Origin of the sequence: Agrobacterium bohemicum, from assembly GCF_002896715.1 — a bacterium.
GTDB classification, from domain to species: domain Bacteria; phylum Pseudomonadota; class Alphaproteobacteria; order Rhizobiales; family Rhizobiaceae; genus Agrobacterium; species Agrobacterium bohemicum.
Map to the genome: position 1 here is coordinate 321,701 of NZ_PGEL01000027.1, position 20,943 is coordinate 342,643.

16 protein-coding genes are annotated in these 20,943 nt (G+C 56.4%); 2 read left to right on the forward strand and 14 right to left on the reverse strand.

Annotation, left to right across the window (positions count from 1 at the left end):
• Window positions 1-20: 20 nt before the first annotated feature.
• From serS to CUC55_RS17035, 10 genes are all read right to left on the reverse strand, one after another.
• The gene (gene serS / locus CUC55_RS16990) at window positions 21-1,304 is read right to left on the reverse strand and encodes a serine--tRNA ligase (RefSeq protein WP_103088599.1); all 1,284 of its coding nucleotides are present in this window, start codon (window positions 1,302-1,304) and stop codon (window positions 21-23) included.
• A 92-nt stretch (window positions 1,305-1,396) separates the two neighbouring features.
• Complete coding sequence (gene tatC / locus CUC55_RS16995) at window positions 1,397-2,209, reverse strand: twin-arginine translocase subunit TatC (protein ID WP_103088600.1); 813 nt, start codon at window positions 2,207-2,209, stop codon at window positions 1,397-1,399.
• Window positions 2,206-3,012 carry a Sec-independent protein translocase protein TatB gene (gene tatB, locus CUC55_RS17000; protein WP_067643338.1) on the reverse strand — a complete coding sequence of 269 codons (807 nt, stop codon included), beginning with the start codon at window positions 3,010-3,012 and terminating at the stop codon, window positions 2,206-2,208. Before tatB ends, tatC begins: the two co-directional genes overlap by 4 nt.
• 58 nt (window positions 3,013-3,070) lie before the next feature.
• Entirely contained in the window at window positions 3,071-3,292 is a 222-nt protein-coding gene (locus tag CUC55_RS17005) for a twin-arginine translocase TatA/TatE family subunit (protein ID WP_103088601.1), read from the reverse strand.
• A gap of 159 nt (window positions 3,293-3,451) precedes the next feature.
• Window positions 3,452-4,183: an SMC-Scp complex subunit ScpB gene (gene scpB / locus CUC55_RS17010; RefSeq protein WP_067643343.1), complete on the reverse strand. Its 732-nt coding sequence runs from the start codon at window positions 4,181-4,183 to the stop codon at window positions 3,452-3,454.
• Window positions 4,173-5,018, reverse strand: a complete 846-nt coding sequence (locus CUC55_RS17015) for a segregation and condensation protein A (RefSeq protein WP_103088602.1) — start codon at window positions 5,016-5,018, stop codon at window positions 4,173-4,175. Before CUC55_RS17015 ends, scpB begins: the two co-directional genes overlap by 11 nt.
• Window positions 5,019-5,067: 49 nt before the next feature.
• The gene (nagZ, locus tag CUC55_RS17020) at window positions 5,068-6,084 is read right to left on the reverse strand and encodes a beta-N-acetylhexosaminidase (protein ID WP_103088603.1); all 1,017 of its coding nucleotides are present in this window, start codon (window positions 6,082-6,084) and stop codon (window positions 5,068-5,070) included.
• A 261-nt stretch (window positions 6,085-6,345) separates the two neighbouring features.
• The gene (locus CUC55_RS17025; protein WP_103088604.1) at window positions 6,346-9,276 is read right to left on the reverse strand and encodes an SPOR domain-containing protein; all 2,931 of its coding nucleotides are present in this window, start codon (window positions 9,274-9,276) and stop codon (window positions 6,346-6,348) included.
• Window positions 9,277-9,342: 66 nt separating this feature from the next.
• A complete protein-coding gene (gene argS, locus CUC55_RS17030; protein ID WP_103088777.1) occupies window positions 9,343-11,100 on the reverse strand; it encodes an arginine--tRNA ligase in 1,758 nt (585 codons plus the stop codon).
• A gap of 73 nt (window positions 11,101-11,173) precedes the next feature.
• On the reverse strand, window positions 11,174-12,391 hold the full coding sequence (locus CUC55_RS17035) for a deoxyguanosinetriphosphate triphosphohydrolase (protein WP_103088605.1): 1,218 nt from the start codon (window positions 12,389-12,391) through the stop codon (window positions 11,174-11,176).
• Window positions 12,392-12,568: 177 nt separating this feature from the next.
• Here CUC55_RS17035 and erpA point away from each other — a divergent pair, with 177 nt between their 5' ends.
• Complete coding sequence (gene erpA / locus CUC55_RS17040; protein ID WP_067643356.1) at window positions 12,569-12,898, forward strand: iron-sulfur cluster insertion protein ErpA; 330 nt, start codon at window positions 12,569-12,571, stop codon at window positions 12,896-12,898.
• 95 nt (window positions 12,899-12,993) lie between these two features.
• On the forward strand, window positions 12,994-13,791 hold the full coding sequence (gene xth, locus CUC55_RS17045; protein ID WP_103088606.1) for an exodeoxyribonuclease III: 798 nt from the start codon (window positions 12,994-12,996) through the stop codon (window positions 13,789-13,791).
• Between the two features lie 70 nt (window positions 13,792-13,861).
• On the opposite strand, the gene exoR is transcribed toward xth, so the two are convergent.
• The 4 genes from exoR to CUC55_RS17070 form a co-directional block, all read right to left on the reverse strand.
• On the reverse strand, window positions 13,862-14,656 hold the full coding sequence (exoR, locus tag CUC55_RS17050) for an exopolysaccharide production regulator ExoR (protein WP_067643362.1): 795 nt from the start codon (window positions 14,654-14,656) through the stop codon (window positions 13,862-13,864).
• A 521-nt stretch (window positions 14,657-15,177) separates the two neighbouring features.
• Window positions 15,178-16,422: an OmpP1/FadL family transporter gene (locus CUC55_RS17060; RefSeq protein ID WP_067643365.1), complete on the reverse strand. Its 1,245-nt coding sequence runs from the start codon at window positions 16,420-16,422 to the stop codon at window positions 15,178-15,180.
• A gap of 437 nt (window positions 16,423-16,859) precedes the next feature.
• Window positions 16,860-19,703: a valine--tRNA ligase gene (locus CUC55_RS17065; protein ID WP_103088607.1), complete on the reverse strand. Its 2,844-nt coding sequence runs from the start codon at window positions 19,701-19,703 to the stop codon at window positions 16,860-16,862.
• A gap of 152 nt (window positions 19,704-19,855) precedes the next feature.
• Window positions 19,856-20,776, reverse strand: a complete 921-nt coding sequence (locus tag CUC55_RS17070; protein WP_103088608.1) for a PopZ family protein — start codon at window positions 20,774-20,776, stop codon at window positions 19,856-19,858.
• Window positions 20,777-20,943: the final 167 nt, after the last annotated feature.

Sequence of the window (20,943 nt, forward strand, 5' to 3'; positions counted from 1 at the left end):
CATTCTCCTCCCCGGCGTACTCAGGCTGCCTTTTCAATACGTGTCAAACCGCCCATGTATGGCAGCAACACGTCGGGAATCGTCACCGAACCGTCCTCGTTCAGGTAGNTTTCCAGAACTGCGATCAGGCAGCGACCCACCGCCGTGCCAGAACCGTTGAGTGTGTGGACGAACCTTGTCGCCTTCTCCCCCTTAGCCCTATAACGCGCATCCATACGCCGTCCCTGGAAATCCCCACACACCGAGCAGGAAGAGATTTCGCGGTAGGTGTCCTGTCCGGGCAGCCAGACTTCGAGATCGTATGTCTTGCGCGCACCAAAGCCCATGTCGCCGCCGCACAGCGTCATGGTGCGGAAATGCAGGCCGAGACGCTTCAGCACCTCTTCGGCACAGGCCGTCATGCGCTCATGCTCTTCAACGGCGCTTTCAGCATCAGTGATCGACACGAGTTCACACTTCCAGAACTGATGCTGGCGCAACATGCCGCGCGTATCGCGACCGGCCGAACCGGCCTCCGAGCGGAAGGACGGCGTCAGCGCGGTGAAGCGCAGCGGTAGTTTTTCCTGCTCCAGAATTTCACCGGAAACGAGATTGGTCAGCGTGACCTCGGCGGTTGGGATAAGCCAGTAGCCATCCGTCGTTCTGAACAGGTCCTCGGCAAACTTCGGCAGTTGCCCCGTGCCATACATAGCTTCATCGCGCACCATGAGCGGCGAAGACACTTCCGTATAACCATGTTCCGACGTGTGCAGGTCGATCATGAACTGACCGAGGGCACGCTCCAGCCGGGCGATCTGGCTCGTCAGCACAGTAAAGCGCGAACCGGACAGTTTGGCCGCACGATCGAAATCCATGTAACCAAGCGCTTCGCCGATTTCGTAATGTTCCTTGGCTGGATGATTCCACCCGGGCTTCTGGCCAACCACGCGGGCAACGATATTGTCGTGCTCATCCTTGCCCTGCGGTACGTCATCGAAGGGAAGGTTCGGAATGCGCGACAGTGCGTCGGTAAGTTCGGCGCTGACCTGGCGATCCTCTTCTTCCAATCGTGGCATGCTGTCCTTGATGTCAGCGACTTCAGCCTTCAGCTTTTCCGCAAGCTCGGTGTTCTTCTGCGCCATGGCAGCACCGATTTCCTTGGAGGCCGCGTTGCGGCGCGATTGCATTTCCTGCANGGTCTGAATCACGGACCGACGCTTCTCATCCAGCGCAATCAGCATAGCGGACTGCGGCTCTGCATTGCGGCGAGCAAGGCCTGCATCGAAAGCTTCAGGGTTTTCGCGTATCCATTTAATGTCGTGCATCGTGGTTCCAGACCGTAATTTGCATCATGTTTTNAAAAACAAAACGCCGGGACGAAGGGCCCGGCGTCTGAAGAAGATCCTGGCGGAAACCGTCAGTCGTCACTGGAATCTTCAAGCTCACGGCCTGCATTTTCCTCAGCGCGCTTCTTCTCCACGAGTCGAGCCAAATGTATGGAAATCTCGTAGAGAATGATTGCGGGCAACGCAAGACCGATCTGGGACATCGGGTCAGGTGGCGTTAGCACGGCCGCAACAACGAAAGCCGCGACGATGGCAAATTTCCGCTTTTCCTTAAGCCACTGGCTCGTCAACAAGCCCACACGTGCCAGAAGCGTGGTGATCACAGGTAGCTGGNAAACAAGACCAAAGGACAGAACCAGGGTCATAATGAGGCTGAGATATTCCGAGACCTTTGGCATCAACGAAATTGCAACTTCGCCGTCTTCAGGCAATTGCTGCATGGCAAGGAAGAACCACATGACCATGGGCGTGAAGAAGAAGTAGACAAGCGCGCCGCCCAGAAGAAACAACAGCGGAGAAGCAATCAGAAACGGCAGGAACGCCGCACGCTCATTCTTGTAAAGACCCGGCGCCACGAATTTGTAGAGCTGGGAGGCGATAACCGGAAAGGAAATCACAAGCGCACCGAACATGGCGACCTTGATCTGCGTGAAAAAGAATTCCTGTGGCGCGGTATAGATGAGCGACGACTTGGCAACGTCCAATCCGGCCCAGATCACCGCCCATTTGTAAGGAATGACCAGCAGATTGAACAGATGCTTTGCCACAGCGAAGCACCCCAGAAATGCGACGAAAAACGCGCCGATTGACCAGATCAGTCGGGTGCGCAACTCCATGAGGTGTACGATAAGCGGCTGCGGCTTATCATCAGTATCGGCGCTCATGCTTCACCCTTTTTGACCTTGGCCAATTTTGCTGTTTTGGCAGGTGCCGCTGTCGCCGTCTTTTCCGTGGTGGTCTTGCTCACCATAGCCTTGGCCTTTGCGATCACAGGCTTTCCAGCAGCAACGGTGGCTTTGGCAGCCTTGACCTTTGCGGACTTCGCGGCGACCTCGGTCAAAACAGACGGCTCACTAGAAGACGGTGCCACCGGTTTCGGACTGGCAGATGTTGTCGCCTTGGCGGAAACCGTCTTCGGTGCCCGTTTCGGCTTTACGGCGACCGTCTCCGCCTCAATTTCCTGAACGGACTTTTCTGCCGTTGGCTTACGAGGCCGCTTCGGTTTTTCAGTAGGTACCACGGTAGCAACTGGCGCAGTGGACGCGGCTGCCATTTCAACGGGCGCGGGTGCCATGATCGGCGGCCCATCCGGCAGCTTCATTTCCGGTTCGCTCAAGTTGACCGCAGGTGCCCCGACAGGTGCACTCGTCGCTGGAGAACTGGTTGACGTCACACCATTAAGATCGGAACGGATTTCATTGCCCAGTTCCCGAAGCGGGTTCATTGCATTGCGCAAGGAATTCGTCGGGTTGAGATTGCGAACGTCTGAAATCGTCTGGCGTACATCGTCCATGTCGGCCTCTTTCAAGGCCTCATCGAACTGCGAACGGAAATCACCCGCCATTTTGCGCAAACCGGCCATCGTCTTGCCAAAAGCGCGGATCATTGGCGGCAAGTCCTTGGGGCCCACGACCACGATCAGCACGATCGCAATAACGAGCAACTCGCTCCAGCCGATATCTAACATTACAATGCTCCTGACACGCGCGATAGTGCGGCCCGATTAGGCCGCGCCGCAAGATCAATTACTTGATCTCGTCAGCCTTATGGTCGANCGTCTTGGAATGCACAGTCGTGGTATCGGGGGTTGCCGGAGGAGGCGTCTGGTCTTCGTCAGCCATGCCCTTTTTGAAGCTCTTTATGCCCTTCGCAACGTCGCCCATGAGTTCGGGGATTTTGCCTCGACCGAACAGAACCAGCACGATGACCAGAACGATCAGCCAATGCCACACACTAAAAGAACCCATAACGCAAACTCCCTGAATTTTGCCTTGAACCGATGTAGGACGTTTGCAAAGCTTTTTCAAACACCAAATGGCTAGTCAACAAACGAAGAGAAACTATACGCCTACCCACGACACCGAATGCTGGCAACTCTTCGTGATCATCCCAGGCGTGACGCACCGTTACCGTTCGGGCTCGTCTCCGCTTGGAGCCAGAAGCCCCAGTTCTTCGAGGTCGAGTTGCGTGATCGGATCCTCGTCCTCGGTCAACTCGTCGCTCATGGATGGCAGAGGAATCCCAAAATTGGATGGGATGCGTCCAGAGAGCAATCCTGCCCCCTTCAACTCATCCAGCCCGGGTAAATCACGCAATTCCTCCAATCCAAAATGGTCGAGAAAATCGACGGTTGTTCCCATCGTTACCGGTCTGCCGGGTGTTCGGCGGCGTCCCCGAAAACGAACCCAACCGGCTTCCATCAGCACATCCAGCGTGCCGCGCGATGTTTGAACACCGCGGATTTCCTCGATTTCCGCTCGCGTCACCGGCTGGTGATAGGCAATGATGGCCAACACCTCCAGCGCCGCACGTGACAGTTTCTTAGGCTCTTTCTCATCAGTACGAATAACGAAGGAAAGATCGCTGGCGGTTCTAAAGGCCCAATTACCGCCAACCTGTATGAGATTTACGCCCCGATCCTGGTACAGAAGCTTGAGGTTTGCCATGAGAGCGGACACATCGACACCCTTGGGCAGACGCTCCGCTAAGAAAGCTTCGGATACGGGTTGGGCAGACGCAAACACCAGCGCCTCGGCAACGCGCTGGGCCTCATTCACCTGCCGCTCTGTGACCGTGGGTTCGGCCCCTACCCCATCTGTCGAAACGAGTTCGTCATCAATATCCAACTCACTCGACATCCTGTATCCNTTCGCCAGTATTGACGTCTCTGCCCATGCCCTTGCGCATGAAAAGCGGCTGGAACGCTCCGTCCTGACGGATTTCCAGAGACCCGTCTCTAACCAGTTCCAGTGACGCTGCAAAGGCGCTTGCCATCGCCGTGGCGCGCATGGCGGGATCAGCGACATATTGCAACAGATAGCGATCCAGAGCCGTCCATTCGCCGATATCGCCGAGCATCGACGTTAGCAATTCGCGCGCATCCACCAGCGACCAAACCTGACGTTTTTCAATCGTTACCTGCGTGATCGCCTGACGTTGGCGAAGAGAGGCGTAGGCGCTGAGCAGGTCGTAAAGGCTCGCCTCGAATGAAGACCGGCTTTTGTGTGGAATATGTTCAGGCGCACCCCGTGCGAAGATATCGCGACCCAGATGGTGGCGGTTCACCAGTCGTTCTGCCGCATCGCGCATAGCCTCAAGGCGCTTCAGACGGAACGCCAGCGTTGCCGCCATCTCCTCGCCGCTTGGACCATCATCCTTGCTTTGCTGCGGAATGAGCAGCTTGGATTTGAGGAAAGCGAGCCACGCCGCCATAACCAGATAGTCGGCAGCAAGCTCGATGCGCACACGCCGTGCCTGCTCGACGAAGATCAAATACTGCTCCGCCAGTGCCAGAACGGAAATGCGGGATAGATCGACCTTTTGCGTACGCGCAAGATGCAACAGGAGATCAAGCGGACCTTCGAAGCCCGCTACATCGATCATCAATGCCGCTTCGCCAGTGGCGCGCTCTGGTTTGATGTCTTCCCAGAGCTTTTCCATCGGCGCGCTGCCACGCGATTTGTCTATCGCCATTCTTCATCCACCGGGCAACCCATTATCAGGACGCCGGGCCGGGAAGCTATCAGGCAACCGTCAGCATGGCGTTGAACTCTTCTCTCAGCGCGGCCTCATCTGCGCCATCGGCCACCGGAAAACCGGCTTCGACAGCGGCAGCACGTTCAAGAGCACGACCAGAAAGAACGGGAACCTCTTTCACGACCTGAAGCATTTCACTCATCACACCATTGCAATGCAAGACTATATCGCAGCCACCAGCAACAATATTGGCAGCCCGCTCGCCAAGCGTACCCTGAAGCGCGTTCATGGAGCTATCGTCTGAGATCAGCAGCCCGTCGAAACCGATCATGCCACGGATAATTTCGTTTATCACCTTGGGCGATGTGGTGGCGGGCCGTTCGGGATCGATGGCCGTGNAAACCAGATGTGCACTCATCGCCATCAGTTCCCTGCTCAAGGCACGGAACGGCACAAAGTCATGCGCCTCAAGCTCAGCCAGCGGCACATCAACCACCGGCAACTCATGGTGCGAATCGACAAGGCCCCTGCCGTGGCCGGGAATGTGCTTCATGACAGGCAACATGCCGCCTGCCTTCAACCCGTCCGCCGCCGCCTGCCCCATCGCTGACACCAATGCGGGGTCGAAACCGTAAGCGCGGTTGCCGATAACGTTGCTGGCACCCTCCACGGGCACGTCCAGAACCGGCAGGCAGTCTACATTGATGCCGAGTCTCATCAGGTCGAACGCATGAAGGCGCGACATCAACCATGCCGCCCGCAAGCCTTGGTCCTTGTCACGCAGGTAGATTTCACCCAGCGCCTGCGCATTCGGGTAGGATTGCAACAAAGGTGAGCGGATGCGCTGAACACGCCCGCCTTCCTGGTCGATCAGAACAGGCGCATCAGGCCTGCCGACAGAATCACGCATCGAAGCGACGAGGTCTGTGATCTGTTTGATGTCACCGATGTTTCGCCCGAACAGGATGAATCCCCAAGGACGCTCTGCCTTGTACAGGGCGATTTCATCTTCCGTCAGGGTAAGGCCGCTGCAGCCAAGGATCATAGCTTTGGATTCGGTCATGGGTTAGTCCTACTTGGGATGAGGTTGGGCNGGGGGGCCGGGATCGATAACGGCCCCGGAGCAAGACCTCTCCCTCTCCACCGTCATCCTCGGGCYTGACCCGAGGATCCAACGAACCACGACGTCCAATGTGGGTAAATCCTCGGGTCAAGCCCGAGGATGACGTCGCAGGTGGGGAACGAAGCGGATTACTTGAAATCCTGCCATCAATAAAGCCGGGACAGCAATACCATCCCGGCTTTTCANTTTATCAAGTCTTGATCAGCGGGCGACCAGGCAGCTACCACCAGCGGAGCGGAAGCGCTCACAAAGTGCTGCGGCTTCGTTCTTGTCGCCAGCTGGAATGCGAACACGGTAGAATGTGCCTTTTCCCGCAATCTCAGCTGCCTTGATATCCACGCCGCGACCACCGATGACGGAGCCGAATTTGGTCGACAGGTTCTGATAGGACTTCTGCGCTTCAGCCTGGCTTGGCAATGAAGCAACCTGCACGTAGTAGCCGCCGGTGGACGAAGCGTTCGTCGAAGCTGTCGGAGCAGCAGCTGTTTCCTGCGCGGGCTGCGAAGGCGGCGCCGGGCGAACATTGCCCTGGTTCGTCACCGTCGCAACAACATTCGCTGGCTGTGAAGCCGGACGAGACGCTGGAAGCGGTGCTGCCGTCTGAGTTGGCTTTGGCGCAGCGGCGGCTGGTGCAGGAGCCTGCGTCTGGGTAGGCTGTTCAGGAGCGACCGGAACACGCGACGCTGCGATAACGGCAGGTGCACCTTCTGTGCGAGATGCCTGCGGTGCGGCTAGTTCTTCGACCTTGTCAGCTGTGGATGCAGAAGGGGCAGGAACTTCCTGCGCAACCAGTGTACCGTCAGGCTTGACGATCATGGTGCGGACCTTGCGCGGAGAAACGTTGACCGGAGATCCGGACTGGTTCTCTGCCGTCTGCGCTTTCTCTTGAGCCGACAGCAGACGTGGGTCTTCCGTTTCACCGACCGGTGTCGAAGAAATGGCATCGATCTCGTCGTTTTCACCTTCAAGCGGTAACTGCTCGGGGATCAGAGTGCGCTGAACCACATCAACCGGCTGCTCGCTGCTGGAAATAAGCGAAGGTTGCTTTGGATCAGCAGGCGCGCCGCCAGCAACACGGTCATAAACCGCCTTGTCCTGGTTCGGCACAACACGACCACCGGGATGGTCCGGCACAACTTTCGTCGGCTCGCTATCTGCAGCGATGATCACCGGTGCGCCGTTCGAACCCGTGCTCGATGAACCTCCGAACATAAGCGCGTATGTCCCACCACCGACGAGCACAACACCGAGAACGGCGGCGAACGGAACGAGCCAGCGACGGGCGCCACTGCGTTCTTCATCGCTGTAACGGACTGGCTGCGAGAGATCGGTTGGCGCAACTCTGTCGCCAGATGCACGGGTTTCTGCAGCCTCTTGCATGCTGCGGCGAAAATCCTGCTCCAGCGCGCGTTCGAATTCATCGACCTCATCCTGCGTGGGCTGAGGCTGACGTGTCGCAGCGGCATTCTTGTTGCGATCGAGCCCACCCGTCACAGCAGGTGTGAAAAGCGATGCAAGTTCGGTGTCGAGATCGAGATCTTCTTCATGACGGCGTGGCGCTGGCTTCGGCTCGAACACGCCAACCGGAAGTTCAGGCACTTCCATCTCGGTGATGGTTTCAGGTTGATCTTCGGTTTCACCAATCTGCGATGGGTCGAAAGGCAGGCTCTCCAGTGTCGCGGGAGGCGCAACAACGACCGGCGTTACCGGACGCGGTGCTTCCTGACGGACGACTGGAGGCGCCACGACAGGCTGAGGGCGCGGAGCAGCTGCCGCTGCAGGAGCGATCGTGGGTGTAACGACAGGCTTGGGCTGCATAGGCGCCTGAGCAACCGGCGCTGGCTGTTCAACAGGCGCAACTGCCACATCGATGTTGGCAATTTCCGACAGGTCGAGATCGAAATCGATATCGTCGAGCGCAAGTTCGAACTCGTCATCCTTGAACGTGTCAAAATCGCCGAAATCGGGCTCCGCTTTGGCAACGGGCTGCTGGAAGGATGGCTCAGCGCGTGGAGCAACAGACGCAACCGGAGGCATTGCAGCAGCGGGTGCGATAGCAGGTTTTACGGCAACAACAGGTTCCATTCTGGCAACTGGCGCGGCAGCACTGACATCCCTATTGCTGATTTCATATTTTGCCACGTCGTAAATCAGCTCGTCCATGGCCGACATCTTTTGTCCGACAGGCAGTGCTGGCTCGATGTGATTCGCAGGCGCCACCAGTGGCTGGGTGAACGACTGATCGACCGGAGCCTGGGCAACCAGTGGCTCTACAGGCTGAGCAACAACGGGTGTAGCGCGCGGCGCACCGAAATTGGCAAGCGGCAAACGCAGGCTGGAATAATCAAGCGAGGAACGACGTGCAATCGGCGGCGGCGCCTGAACGGGTGCGGCAACTTCCTCGGCCACAGACATTTCCAGCTCGCTGGCAAGATCGATCGCCACTTCGCCTGATGTCTCCGCCATGTGCTCCCAGTTCGGCTCATGGGAGACCTCTGGCGAAACATAATGCGGCTCTGATTCTTCGTGCACCGGGTAGGATGCAACCGGCTCTACGATCGCGGGCTGCTCGTGTAGTTCCGCATACTGCTCGACGTCCGTGTGGCTGATCGGCTCGACATAGGCTGGAGCTTCTTCATGGACAGGCTGATGGTGCGCCTGACGATGTCCGACATCGAACAGGGCAGCGACCGATTCTGGATCGTCACTGAAATCATCACGAAGATTGGACAGTGCCGCAGAGTCAGAAGCGTGTTCGGCAACAAGATACTCTTCAGCGTCCACAGGAGCATATTGCTCAATGGGCGCGAGCTCGGGCTCCTTGCGGGCAAAAACCGATTCGACACGTTGCATGAATTCATTGGCGGGAACGTATGAGCGAACATCGTTCGCCGCGTCCAGCGCTACCGGCTCATAGCGGGGTGCGTCGTATATCGCAAACTCGCGAAGCAATTCATCTTCAAGATTGAATTCGGGCTCCCTGCGTTCCGCCGGGTGCTGCGCAGCCGGGGGAGCAACATGGGAAGGACGATCCTCTTGACCAACCAGACGTGCCAGTTGCGCCAAAGGATCGTTGTCAGCGAATTCTTCTGCCCGGTCGTCCCGGTTATACGCGACANTTTTTTCGACCATTACGTGTTCCACCATCTACGCATCACAGCACTTGCCAGCGTATTGTGAGCAAATAATGGTGAGATGTTATCGCATTTCGTCAGGCGCGTCCGCTCCTAAAAGCGTCAATCCAGACTTCAGTACATTTGCGACAGCATTCACCAGCCCTAATCTGGCAACGCTTAATTCTCGGTTTTTATCGTTAACAAAACGTAATTCTGGCTGATCTTTACCTTTATTCCAATGCCCGTGGAACGAACTGGCCAGATCATACAGGTNAAATGCAAGGCGATGAGGCTCGTGATTGAGCGCCGCCGACTCGATCAGACGCGGGTATTCTGCAAGTTTAGCAATCAGCTGCAACTCATTGACATCATTAATCAAAGCCGCACCAGAAACCAACGTTTCCTTCGACACATCAAGGTCCGAAAACGCCTCGTTTGCCTGGCGGAATACTGACTTGCAGCGAGCATGCGCATACTGCACATAAAATACCGGATTGTCCTTGGATTGCTCCGTTACTTTGGCAAAATCGAAGTCCAGCGGTTCGGAATTCTTCCGATAGAGCATCATGAATCGCACCGGGTCACGCCCGACTTCATCCACGACGTCCCGCAATGTCACGAAATCGCCAGAGCGTTTCGACATCTTGACCGGCTCACCATCACGGAAAAGTTTGACGAGCTGGCAAAGCAGAACCGTCAATTTGGACTTTCCTTCGGAGACAGCGCGCGCAACCGCCTCAAGACGTTTGACATAGCCGCCGTGGTCGGCACCCAGAACATAGATCATCTCGCCGAAGCCGCGATCATACTTGTCTTTGAAGTAGGCAACGTCTGCCGCGAAGTAGGTATAGGAACCGTCGGACTTGATAAGCGCGCGGTCCATGTCGTCANCCACCTCGGTGGAGCGGAACAGCGTCTGCTCGCGATCTTCCCAATCGTCCGGCAACTCGCCCTTCGGCGGCGGCAGGGTGCCCTTGTAGACGTGGCCCTTGAAGGTCAGGTCGTTGATGGCAGACTGGATCGGTCCGCCATTGCCAGCATGCAGCGTGCGTTCCGAATAGAATACGTCGTGCTTGACGTTCAACGCGGCCAAGTCCTCACGGATCATCACCATCATCGCGTCGATGGCTTTGTCCTTGACGATAGGCAGCCATTGCTCCTCAGGCATCGCCCGCAGCTTTTCTCCGAATTCATCGGCCAGCGTCTGGCCGAGAGGCACCAGATAATCGCCCGGGTAGAGACCCGGCGGAATAGCGCCCACTTCTTCACCAAGCGCTTCGCGGTAACGCAGGAACACGGACCGCGCCAGCACATCGATCTGTGAGCCCGCATCGTTGATGTAATATTCCTTGGTGACCTCGTAGCCGGAAAACGCCAGCACGTTGGCAAGCGTATCGCCCACCACTGCCCCGCGGCAATGGCCGACATGCATCGGCCCGGTCGGGTTCGCGGAGACGTATTCGACGTTGATGCTCTTACCCGTACCGACCGTTGAGCGGCCGTAGTCGTCTCCCTGGCTGATCATGTTTGCCAGAAGACGCTGCCAGTACGCAATCGAGACACGGATGTTGATGAAGCCGGGGCCAGCAACATTGACGCTGTCCACATCCTCGTCTTGCTCAAGCGCTGAAACGATCAGCTCTGCCAAAGCGCGCGGATTGGTGCCGAGCGGCTTTGCCAACACCATAGCCGCGTTTGTCGCAACGTCGCCGTGGCTGGGATCGCGCGGGGATTCGACGGTGATGCGGCCGAAATCGACAGTATCGCGATGGGCTTTGACGAGATCGATCGTCTCAAGCGCGTTTTTGATTCTGGCATCGAAATCGGCAAAAAGGTTCATCATCATATACCTGCGCGAAAGGCTGTTATCTAAGTCCCGGCAATCCGGAAATCGGTTCCGCAATCGCCGCTGCCTATCGTAAATCCGGTGTGTGGTCAAACAGCCGCTGGTGGGCTTTCAGTGCATAACTATCCGTCATGCCAGCCAGATAATCCCCGACATGACGGGCTTTTGCCGCTTCACTCATGCCTGGAATGCTGTCCACCCAGTAGTGACTTTGCATTTCGGCAGGGCTTTCCATGTAGCGGTGGNAAAGGTCTGTCACGATCTGCGTCGCCCCTGCCCGGATGCGCATGATATCGGCATGGCGGTAGATATGTGCAAACAGCAGTTTCTTGATCTGCTTGTCCGTTTCCGCCATCTCCGGTGAGAACGCGGCAACAGTATAATCGGCAGCGCGAATGTCAGCGGCGCATGTCGGCTTGAGCTTCGCCAAGTTGTGCTGCGCAACGCCGATGACATCTTCTACCATGCGAGTGATCTGGCGACGCATAATCTCGTGCGCGAAGCGGTCGTCATCGAGCTTGGGGTATTTCGCCCTCACCTCGGCCATCAATCCGCTTAGAAATGGCACTTCCTCCAGCATGTCGAAGGTCAGATACTTGGCCCGCAAACCGTCATCGATATCGTGGGTGTTGTACGCAATGTCATCTGCAATTGCCGCGACCTGCGCTTCAAGGCTGGCAAAGGTGCCGATTTCCAGGTCCTGCAACTGGCAATATTCGAGGATCGGAAGTGCCACGGGACCATGACCGCCGTTCGCATTCTCGCCGATCAACGGACCGTTGTGCTTCACCAGCCCCTCCAGCGTCTCCCATGTCAGGTTGATGCCGTCATATTCGGCGTAGCGACGCTCCAGCTTGGTCACGATCCGCAAGGATTGTGCGTTGTGGTCGAAGCCGCCATAGGGCTTCAACATCGCATCCAGCGCATCCTCGCCGGTATGGCCAAAGGGTGTGTGGCCGAAATCGTGAACCAGCGCCACGCCTTCTGCCAGATCCTCGTCCAGCTTCAACGCTCGCGCCAAGGCCCGGGCGATCTGCGCGACCTCCACCGTATGCGTCAGCCGGGTGCGATAATGGTCACCGTCAGGGCTGATGAACACCTGCGTCTTGTGCTTCAGGCGGCGAAATGCGGTGGTGTGGACGATGCGGTCGCGGTCACGCTGAAAATCGGAACGGGTGAGGCTGGAAGCTTCTGGAAACAATCGGCCACGCGTCGTCCAGGGATCGGTGGCATAGATCGCCCTCTCTCCGCTTCCGAAACCCAGTGCACGTTGATCGATTATCATGACTTATCCTGCTGTGCGGCCATTGACCTTTTCATCTACCCTTCATACCTATCCTGAAGGTTGCCGCAAAGCGTCATCGCGACACGACAACGCTATAGACCGTTTATTTGACTGGTTTATAATGGACTTCACACAAAACTTTGCTCTCCGGTTCTTGAACCCGGCAGGAGNAAACAAATGACCACAGACATCACGCTTTCCGAATCCGCCGCAAAACGAATCGCCCAGATCGTCGCCGCCGAAGACGGCAAACAGGCGCTGCGCGTGTCCGTAGAAGGCGGCGGCTGCTCCGGCTTTTCCTACAAGTTCGATCTCGACAGCGACGCGACCGCCGACGACATCGTCATTTCCCGCGACAACGCCAAGGTTCTGATCGACAGCATGTCCGTCGTCTATATGGAAGGATCGGAAATCGACTTCGTCGATAACCTGCTCGGCCAGTCGTTCCAGATCAAGAACCCCAACGCCGTCGCAAGCTGTGGCTGCGGCACCAGCTTCTCGATCTGATCCCAGCCCTTATTACGCCTGTTGAAACAATGAAAACGGGTGGCATTCGCCAGCACTTGGTTTAAAACGGACTCCATCAAACAATGGAATGTCCGATGAAGATTGCCACCTGGAACATCAACGGCGTCAAGGCGCGCATCGNAAACCTCTGCCAGTGGCTGAAGGATTCGAACCCTGATATCGCTTGCCTTCAGGAAATCAAATCCGTCGATGAGAACTTTCCCCGTCAGGAGATTGAGGCGCTCGGCTACAATGTCGAAACCCACGGTCAAAAGGGCTTCAACGGCGTCGCACTTCTGTCCAAGATCAGACCGGACGAAGTCAATCGCGGCTTGCCGGGAGACGACGCTGACGAACAGGCTCGCTTTATCGAAGGCGTGTTCTCCGTTGCCGGCGGCGTCATCCGCGTCTGCTCGCTTTATCTGCCCAACGGCAACCCACCGGATGACCCGGTCAAATATCCCTACAAGCTGGCATGGATGGAGCGCCTGCATCGCTTCGCGCAGGATCGTCTTCTGCTGGAAGAGCCGCTTATACTCGCTGGGGATTACAACGTCATTCCCGAACCCTTCGATTGCTACGATCCAAGAGCCTGGGAAGGCGACGCGCTGTTCTTGCCTAAGACACGCGCAGCCTTCCGCAGACTGGAAAACCTTGGCCTGACAGACGCAAACCGCGCGACGACGGATGAGGCAGGACTGTATACGTTCTGGGATTATCAGGCCGGTGCCTGGCCGAAAAACAACGGCATCCGCATCGATCACCTGATGCTTTCGTCGGAAGCCTCAGACAGGTTGCAATCTGTCTCGATCGAAAAGCACGTCCGCGCCTGGGAAAAACCGTCAGACCACGTTCCTGTCTGCGGGTATTTTGANTTTCAACAAACGTCTTGATTATAGGGGGCTCCGCCCCACCGCCATCCTCGTGTAGCGGGTCACACCCAAGCCTGCCTCCGAGAACAGATCAGTCCGCGTCACCGGCCGAGATGTTCTGCGCCAGTGATATCGCAACGCGTCTGTCGTCCTCAGCAGCCACCGAAAATGCCTGTTCCTGCATGTTCTGAATCCACTTGCAGTTCACTGCGGAACACTTGTCCAGAGCAGCCGTCATGAAAGCGAGCCCGCGTACGGTCTGACCTTCCTGAAACAACAGGTTACCAAAAATCGACATCGCGCCTGCATGGCCGTGCTTGCGGGCCTGGTTCAGCCACTTCTTGGCCTGCTGCGCATCTGCGCGACCACCCTCACCCGCCAGGATCATCTGGGCAAGCTCGAACTGTGCCTCGGCGACACCAAAGGTAGAAGCGACCTGGAAATAGAGTTGGCGGGCCTGAGAAAGATCAGTCTTGACCGGGCTGCCGGGAATGCCGTGGCGGTAGTAGTCAGCTAGCGACAACAAAGCATTGACGAAAAAGCCCGTGTCTTCCGAGCCCGGCTCGACGCCTTGGCTGGCAATTTCGCTGTAGATCTTGAAGGCTTCGAAATCGTTTTTGGCAACACCGTCGCCGTAGGCGTACATGTTGGCAAGTGCCCAACGTGAACCTGTGTGGCCCTTTTCGGCGGCGTAACGATAGGCCTCGACGGCATCGTCCTTTTTACCGCTTTTGTAGGATTTGAAGCCAAACTTGAAAAGGTCGAAAGGGCCGGATTCTTTGGTAACGCCAGAATTGATATCAAATGCGGCAGCTGGCATTGCCAGTGCTGCAAGCAATAGTCCGGCCCACAGTGGCCTCAAAACATTGGTGTCACATTTCAGCATTTAAACCGACTTCTCTCACTCTTCCCGGCGTATAGCGAATACTCACGCAATACTGCAAAGCCAATTCAAACCCGGCCGCGTTTTTAGACCACACTGCGTCTTTCCAGCCGCACTTTTTAAGAGTGTTGCTGTGATCATCTGCGGCGATAAATCAGTCTTTGCATGNAAACAGATATAAGCGCCGTTTCCGGCAACATAACGGCGTTTGACCGCCGTCAGGATTGTGCCAAGCAAGACAGGAACATCAACTCCCGCATTTACTTGCTTAGACACTGAATCCACATCCGTTTTCACATTAACCACTTCCGCAGCAGCACCCTCGAAACCTGCATATTCTTCCACGTCCCGCGTTCTTGAAGACAGACAAGCAACTTGTTTGTGGCGGGAAATGGACAAATAAGCCCGCATTCTTACGCTACGTGAAGGTTGCAGAAATTTGTTGCCAAATCGTCACAATCTTTCATGCGGGCAATAAAAAACCCGGCCTTGTGAGGCCGGGTTAGAATTGGAGTGAATGAGGGTTAAAACTTTACTTTCACTGACGTTGTCACTGCAGCGACAATATCGTTACCAAAGTCATAAGACACATCGTTACCGTAAACGACGCCACCACGAGTAACCTGGCCCGAACTTCCGCTTGTGAGCAAACCAAGAGCGCCGCCGAGACGCCACTCGATGTTGTCGGTTACAGCATATTGCACGCCCGCGCCAAGTGTCCAGGTATCCGTCGAGGCTCCAACGCCAGTGCTCGTGCCACGGTCCCATGTGAGGCTGACGGCTCCGGAGAGCTTGTCGTTGAACTTGTGTCCTACACCGCCACTCACCGTCCAACCATCCCGATACAGGAGGTCAAGTGATGTGACACCTGTGGCCGGGCATGGGAAAGCGCCTTGCGTTTCACAGAAGCTGATGGACTGAATCACACTCCAATTCGTCCACTTGACAGAACCAAAGGCCAGCCAGTCGGGTGCTATCCCGCTTTGGACCTTCAATTCGAGAGAATCTGGAGCTTCAGCCGCTCCGAATACACTAAAGCGTCGTTGCACGTACGGATTACCCGGAACAGCAATTGAGGGTATCTGGGTTAGATCAAGACTACCCGTCAGGTCGTACTTCACTCTGCTATTGTAGAGAAGGCTGGCTCTGAAAGCATACTCCGGAATCTCATAAGCCACCCCTGCGCGCCAGCCCCAGGACTCGTCGCTCATGTTGAGTCGTCCCACTCCGCTATATACAGAGTTCAGGGGCGCCGGGAGTGGTACCACCAGACGAGTTTTAGAACCTTCGATTTCCTGATAAAACGCGCCGCCAATCACTCTGAATTGGCCTGGTCCTGCATCAAATTTATACGAGCAGGTCAAACCGTAGTTGTCGGTTCGAACCTTCGTTTCAATGTTATTTTGAGCGCCAGCCCACGTAGAACCCGGATTAAGATGAGCACCGAAGGGCTGTGAATAATCGACTAGGCAATCTACGTCCTCATAACCACCCTTAATACCGACGTATGGTATGGCGTAGTTCTCGGTGTCGTCAGCGGTAGAGCCACCGACAAACGCACCTCCTGCTGGACCATCCTGGACGTTTTTCAACTTTCGTTTTGGTGTGACGTAGGTGACACCGGACTGAAATGTAAACGGCGATGCATCAAAAAGTTGATCAATATTGTACCCACCCCGATCCAAACCACCCGCAAAAGCGGGCGTGATCGACGTCATACCGATAGCAAGGCCCAAAGCGCCACTTATAAAATGATTTTGTGTTGCCATCTCTCTCCCCAATCAAGGCAATATCCGTATGACGACCGTGCAGCGCTTTGNAAAAAAACACAATCTACCGCACGGCGGGTGACTTGTTTTGCAGTGCNAAAAAAATTTACGTAAAATGCTGATGAACCCGTCCTCAGCAGGACAAGTTGGGTCATTATTCTAATGAAGTGTGATTAATACCCTTATGGATAGCATGATATGCCAGCAACCGCGTAAAGTGTGTCCATCGCACCACATCCACAATTTTCACTCGGAAATGCCACGATTTCGCCGCCGTGGTTGGTTTCGGCATGGATATGGATCAGCGGCGTGAAGAGCGCAGAAGTTCCGAATCTTCAGCGGAAAGACAGCGGCGGAATTTGTGTGTCGGTATGGATGCACAAAAGGCGCTCTTCGGTATGAAGAGCGCCTTTCGTAATCTCCATATTGCCGCTTAATCAGCCAGCTTCGTTGACGCGTTGAAGCGCGATTTGCAGGCTCTTGATTTCCACTTCCAGCTCGGCTTTCCGCTCACGGTCGGCTGCGACCACGGCAGGGTCGGCATTGGCGACGAACTTCTCGTTGGAGAGCTTCTTGTCGATGCGTTCCATTTCAGCACCCGCCTTGCCGATGGCCTTGTCGAGACGCGCCTTTTCAGCACCGACATCGATCAGGTTGCCAAGAGGCACACAGACCGTTGCTTCACCCAGCACGATCTGCGCAGAGCCCTTCGGCGCCACATCGGCAGCCCGAATTTCATCCGCCCGCGCCAGACGGCGGATCGCCGCCGAGTGGCGGTCGAGACGCGATTCCGTCGTGGGGTTGGCACCGACGATCACCAGCGGCGCCATCGCGCCCGGTGGGACGTTCATTTCCGCGCGAGTCGATCGGATGCCGGACACCAGATCAACCAGCCAGTTGATTTCCGCCGCCGCCGCATCATCCCGGAATGTCGGGACCGGCCAATCAGTGTGGCACAACAGACCCTGGCGCACTTCGCCCTCGCCCACCGTGTGTTCCCACAGTTCTTCCGTCATGAATGGCATGAACGGGTGCAGCAGCTTGTAGATTTCTTCAAGAACGAACGCAGCGCAAGCCTGCGCTTCGGTCTTGGCAACTTCATCATCACCGCTGNAAACAGGCTTCAGTAGTTCCAGATACCAATCGCAGAACTGGTTCCATACGAAACGGTAAAGCGCACTCGCCGCGTCGTTGAAACGATAGTTCTCGATTGCCGTCGTCACCTCNTTTGCAGCGTCTGCAAGTTCGGTCAAAATCCAGCGGTTGATCGTCTGCGTCGTGGCTTCCGGCAGGAAATGCGGGTCTCGCTTCACGCCATTCATTTCGGCAAAGCGCGTCGCATTCCACAGTTTGGTGCCAAAGTTGCGATAACCGGCGATGCGGGCCGGATCGAGCTTCACGTCACGCCCCTGCGCCGCCATGATGGCCAGCGTAAAGCGCAGCGCATCCGCACCATATTCGTCGATCAGATCAAGCGGATCGATGACGTTGCCCTTGGACTTCGACATCTTCTGGCCGTTCTTGTCGCGAACCAGCGCGTGGATGTAAATCGTGTGGAATGGCTCGACTGGATTACCGGCGTCGTCCTTCATGAAATGCAGACCCATCTGCATCATGCGCACGACCCAGAACGGGATGATATCGAAACCGGTGACCAGAACGTTGGTCGGATAATAGCGCGCCAGTTCCGGGGTCTTTTCCGGCCAGCCCAGCGTGGAGAACGGCCACAGTGCCGACGAGAACCAAGTGTCCAGCACGTCTTCGTCACGCGTCAGAATTTCACCCGGCTTGAAGTTCTCCAGCTTTTCCTCGACCCAGGCCTTCCACGGACCTTCATGGGCGATGTAGTGCTGGATAGCGGCCTGAAGAGCTTCCTCTTCGCTCTTCTCAACGAAAACCTGGCCGTCGGGGCCATACCATGCCGGAATCTGATGANCCCACCAGAGTTGACGTGAAATGCACCACGGCTGAATGTTCTCCATCCACTGGAAGTATGTATTCTCCCAATTTTTAGGGACGAAGTTGGTGCGCCCTTCGCGGACGGAGGCAATGGCTGGCTTGGCAAGCGTTTTGTTGTCCACCCACCATTGCTCGGTCATGCGCGGCTCAATTGGCACGCCGCCACGGTCGCCATGCGGCACCATGTGCTTGTGCGGCTCGATCTTGTCGAGAAGACCTGACTCCTCGAAGATTTCGACAATGATCTTGCGCGCGGTGAAACGGTCCTGGCCTTCCAGCCTGTCCCAAGCGCCGTGCAGGGCTGCGGGATGATCAAGGCCCTCCAGGAAGTCCTCGTTTTCTTTGATGGTAACAGTCGCATCGATATTCAGAATGTTGATGGCACGAAGGCCCGCACGCTTGCCGACTTCGAAGTCGTTGNAATCGTGGGCAGGAGTAATCTTCACAGCACCCGTTCCGGCGGTCGGATCAGCATAATCATCTGCAACGATCGGGATTTTGCGACCGACGATCGGCAGAATCACATGCTTGCCGACGATGGATTTGTAGCGCCCGTCTTCCGGGTTTACGGCAATGCCGGTGTCTCCCAGCATGGTTTCCGGGCGTGTCGTGGCAACGACGATATAATCGCGGGTTTCGAATTCAGTCGGCTTGCCATCCTCATCGAAAGCGATTGGATATTCGTAGGTAACGCCCTTCTCCAGCGGATAGCGGAAGTGCCAGAGATTGCCCTTGACTTCCAGTTGCTCGACTTCCATATCGGAAATCGCGGTCAGCAGCTTGGGGTCCCAGTTCACAAGGCGCATATCCTTGTAGATCAGGCCTTCCTTGTAGAGCGAGACGAAGACTTCCAGAACGGCCTCGGACAAGCCCTCATCCATGGTNAAACGTTCACGAGACCAATCGCAGGATGCGCCCAGACGCTTCAACTGGTTGAAGATCAGCCCGCCGGATTCTTCTTTCCACTGCCAGACTTTTTCGATGAAAGCTTCACGACCCATCTCACGGCGGCCCGGAAGCTGGTTTTCCATCAGCTTGCGCTCGACAACCATTTGCGTTGCGATGCCGGCATGGTCCATGCCCGGCTGCCACAATACGTCCTTACCGCGCATGCGCTCAAACCGGACCATGATGTCCTGAAGCGTATTATTGAGCGCATGCCCCATATGCAGCGAGCCGGTGACATTCGGCGGCGGGATGACAATGGTGAACGTTTCCGCGTCCGGCTTCGCGTTCGCGCCAGCGCGAAACGCATTGGCCTCATCCCAAGCCTTGGCGATTTTGGGTTCTACGGATGCGGAATCGTAGGTCNTTTCGAGCATTTACTGGCCTGAATTCTAGAGTTCTGTGTAGATTTTTAATAAGGATGGGCGGTCGAGAGTCAACAAAAAGCGGATATTTTCCCGACCATGCTTATCAAACAAAAAAGCCGCCCCTGCTAGAGGAGCGGCTAATATTCCAATATCTCGTCTTTTTAACGACGTGGGCCGCGCGCGACACGTTCGATCTCTTCTCGTACCAGGCGCTCCACCAATGTCGGAAGATTGTCTTCCAGCCAGTCCTGCAACATCGGGCGCAACATGTCCTGAGCCATCTGCTCGACCGTGGGGCGTTCTACGCCATCAAACATTTCAGCGAGCTCTCCGAACGACTGGGCAATCTGCGCACCAGCGGCTGCGGAAATCAGGTTCAGCGAAAGGTTACTTTCTGGTTGAGTGACCTGCGGTGCTTGCTCTCTGGGCTGCTCCACGACGCGTTCTGGCTGCGCCTCCAAGACTTCTGGCTGCATCTGCGCCGGAGTTGGCTGTTCAGGCTCCACGGCACCGCGAAGCTCCAGACCTTCCCAACCCGGTAACGGGCGTGTTTGGAGAGCGGCAACCGGGGGTGTCGTCACTTGCGGCTGGCGAACAGGCGCTGGTGGCGCGACATTCAACAGCGGGCGCAAATCGTTGGGACGCTGCGCCTGTGGTGGCCGTTCCTGTTGGACTGCTGGCTGCGGAGCGCTCGGGGTTTCCACAAGCCGTTGGGCAGCCAGACCTTGCGGACCGAGGGCTGCATTGCGATCTGCGGCGGCGCGAACGCGGGCAGCAACATCTGCAAGCGACATCGTCTTTTCAGAGCCGTCCGCACCAGCCGTCTCGTCTCTTGCAGCAATGGAAAGATCGTGCGGCTGGCGTGCGCCATAGCCCTGGTTTGCGGCGGGAGGCACATGGGCTGGCGGGCTGGCGAGTTCTGCCGNAAATGATGAAGCAGCCTCTTCCTCTTCGTCGTAGACAGGANGCAACGTTGCCGAAAATGCATCGCCGGAAGCAGGCTCATTGCTTTCGATAATCCTGCGAATAGACGCCAGAATTTCTTCCATGGATGGTTCGCGCGCGACGTTGGGCTGAGCCATTTTTATCCCCGATTTCCACGTTCAAGACGGAACGGAGCAAATATCGACACTCCGAATCACCCGTACTGTAGGACAACGTCGGACGTAAATGAATCCATGGGCTTGCAGTAAGCTGCTTGTTACACAGCTTTATTTCTTAGCTCTCAAAAACGAAACAAAAATGCCGG

Coding starts and splice junctions, on each gene's coding strand:
- tatB (WP_067643338.1), bottom strand. CDS start 3,012: ATGTTAGATATCGGCTGGAGCGAGTTGCTCGTTATTGCGATCGTGCTG.
- scpB (WP_067643343.1), bottom strand. CDS start 4,183: ATGTCGAGTGAGTTGGATATTGATGACGAACTCGTTTCGACAGATGGG.
- erpA (WP_067643356.1), top strand. CDS start 12,569: ATGACCACAGACATCACGCTTTCCGAATCCGCCGCAAAACGAATCGCC.
- exoR (WP_067643362.1), bottom strand. CDS start 14,656: ATGCTGAAATGTGACACCAATGTTTTGAGGCCACTGTGGGCCGGACTA.
- CUC55_RS17060 (WP_067643365.1), bottom strand. CDS start 16,422: ATGGCAACACAAAATCATTTTATAAGTGGCGCTTTGGGCCTTGCTATC.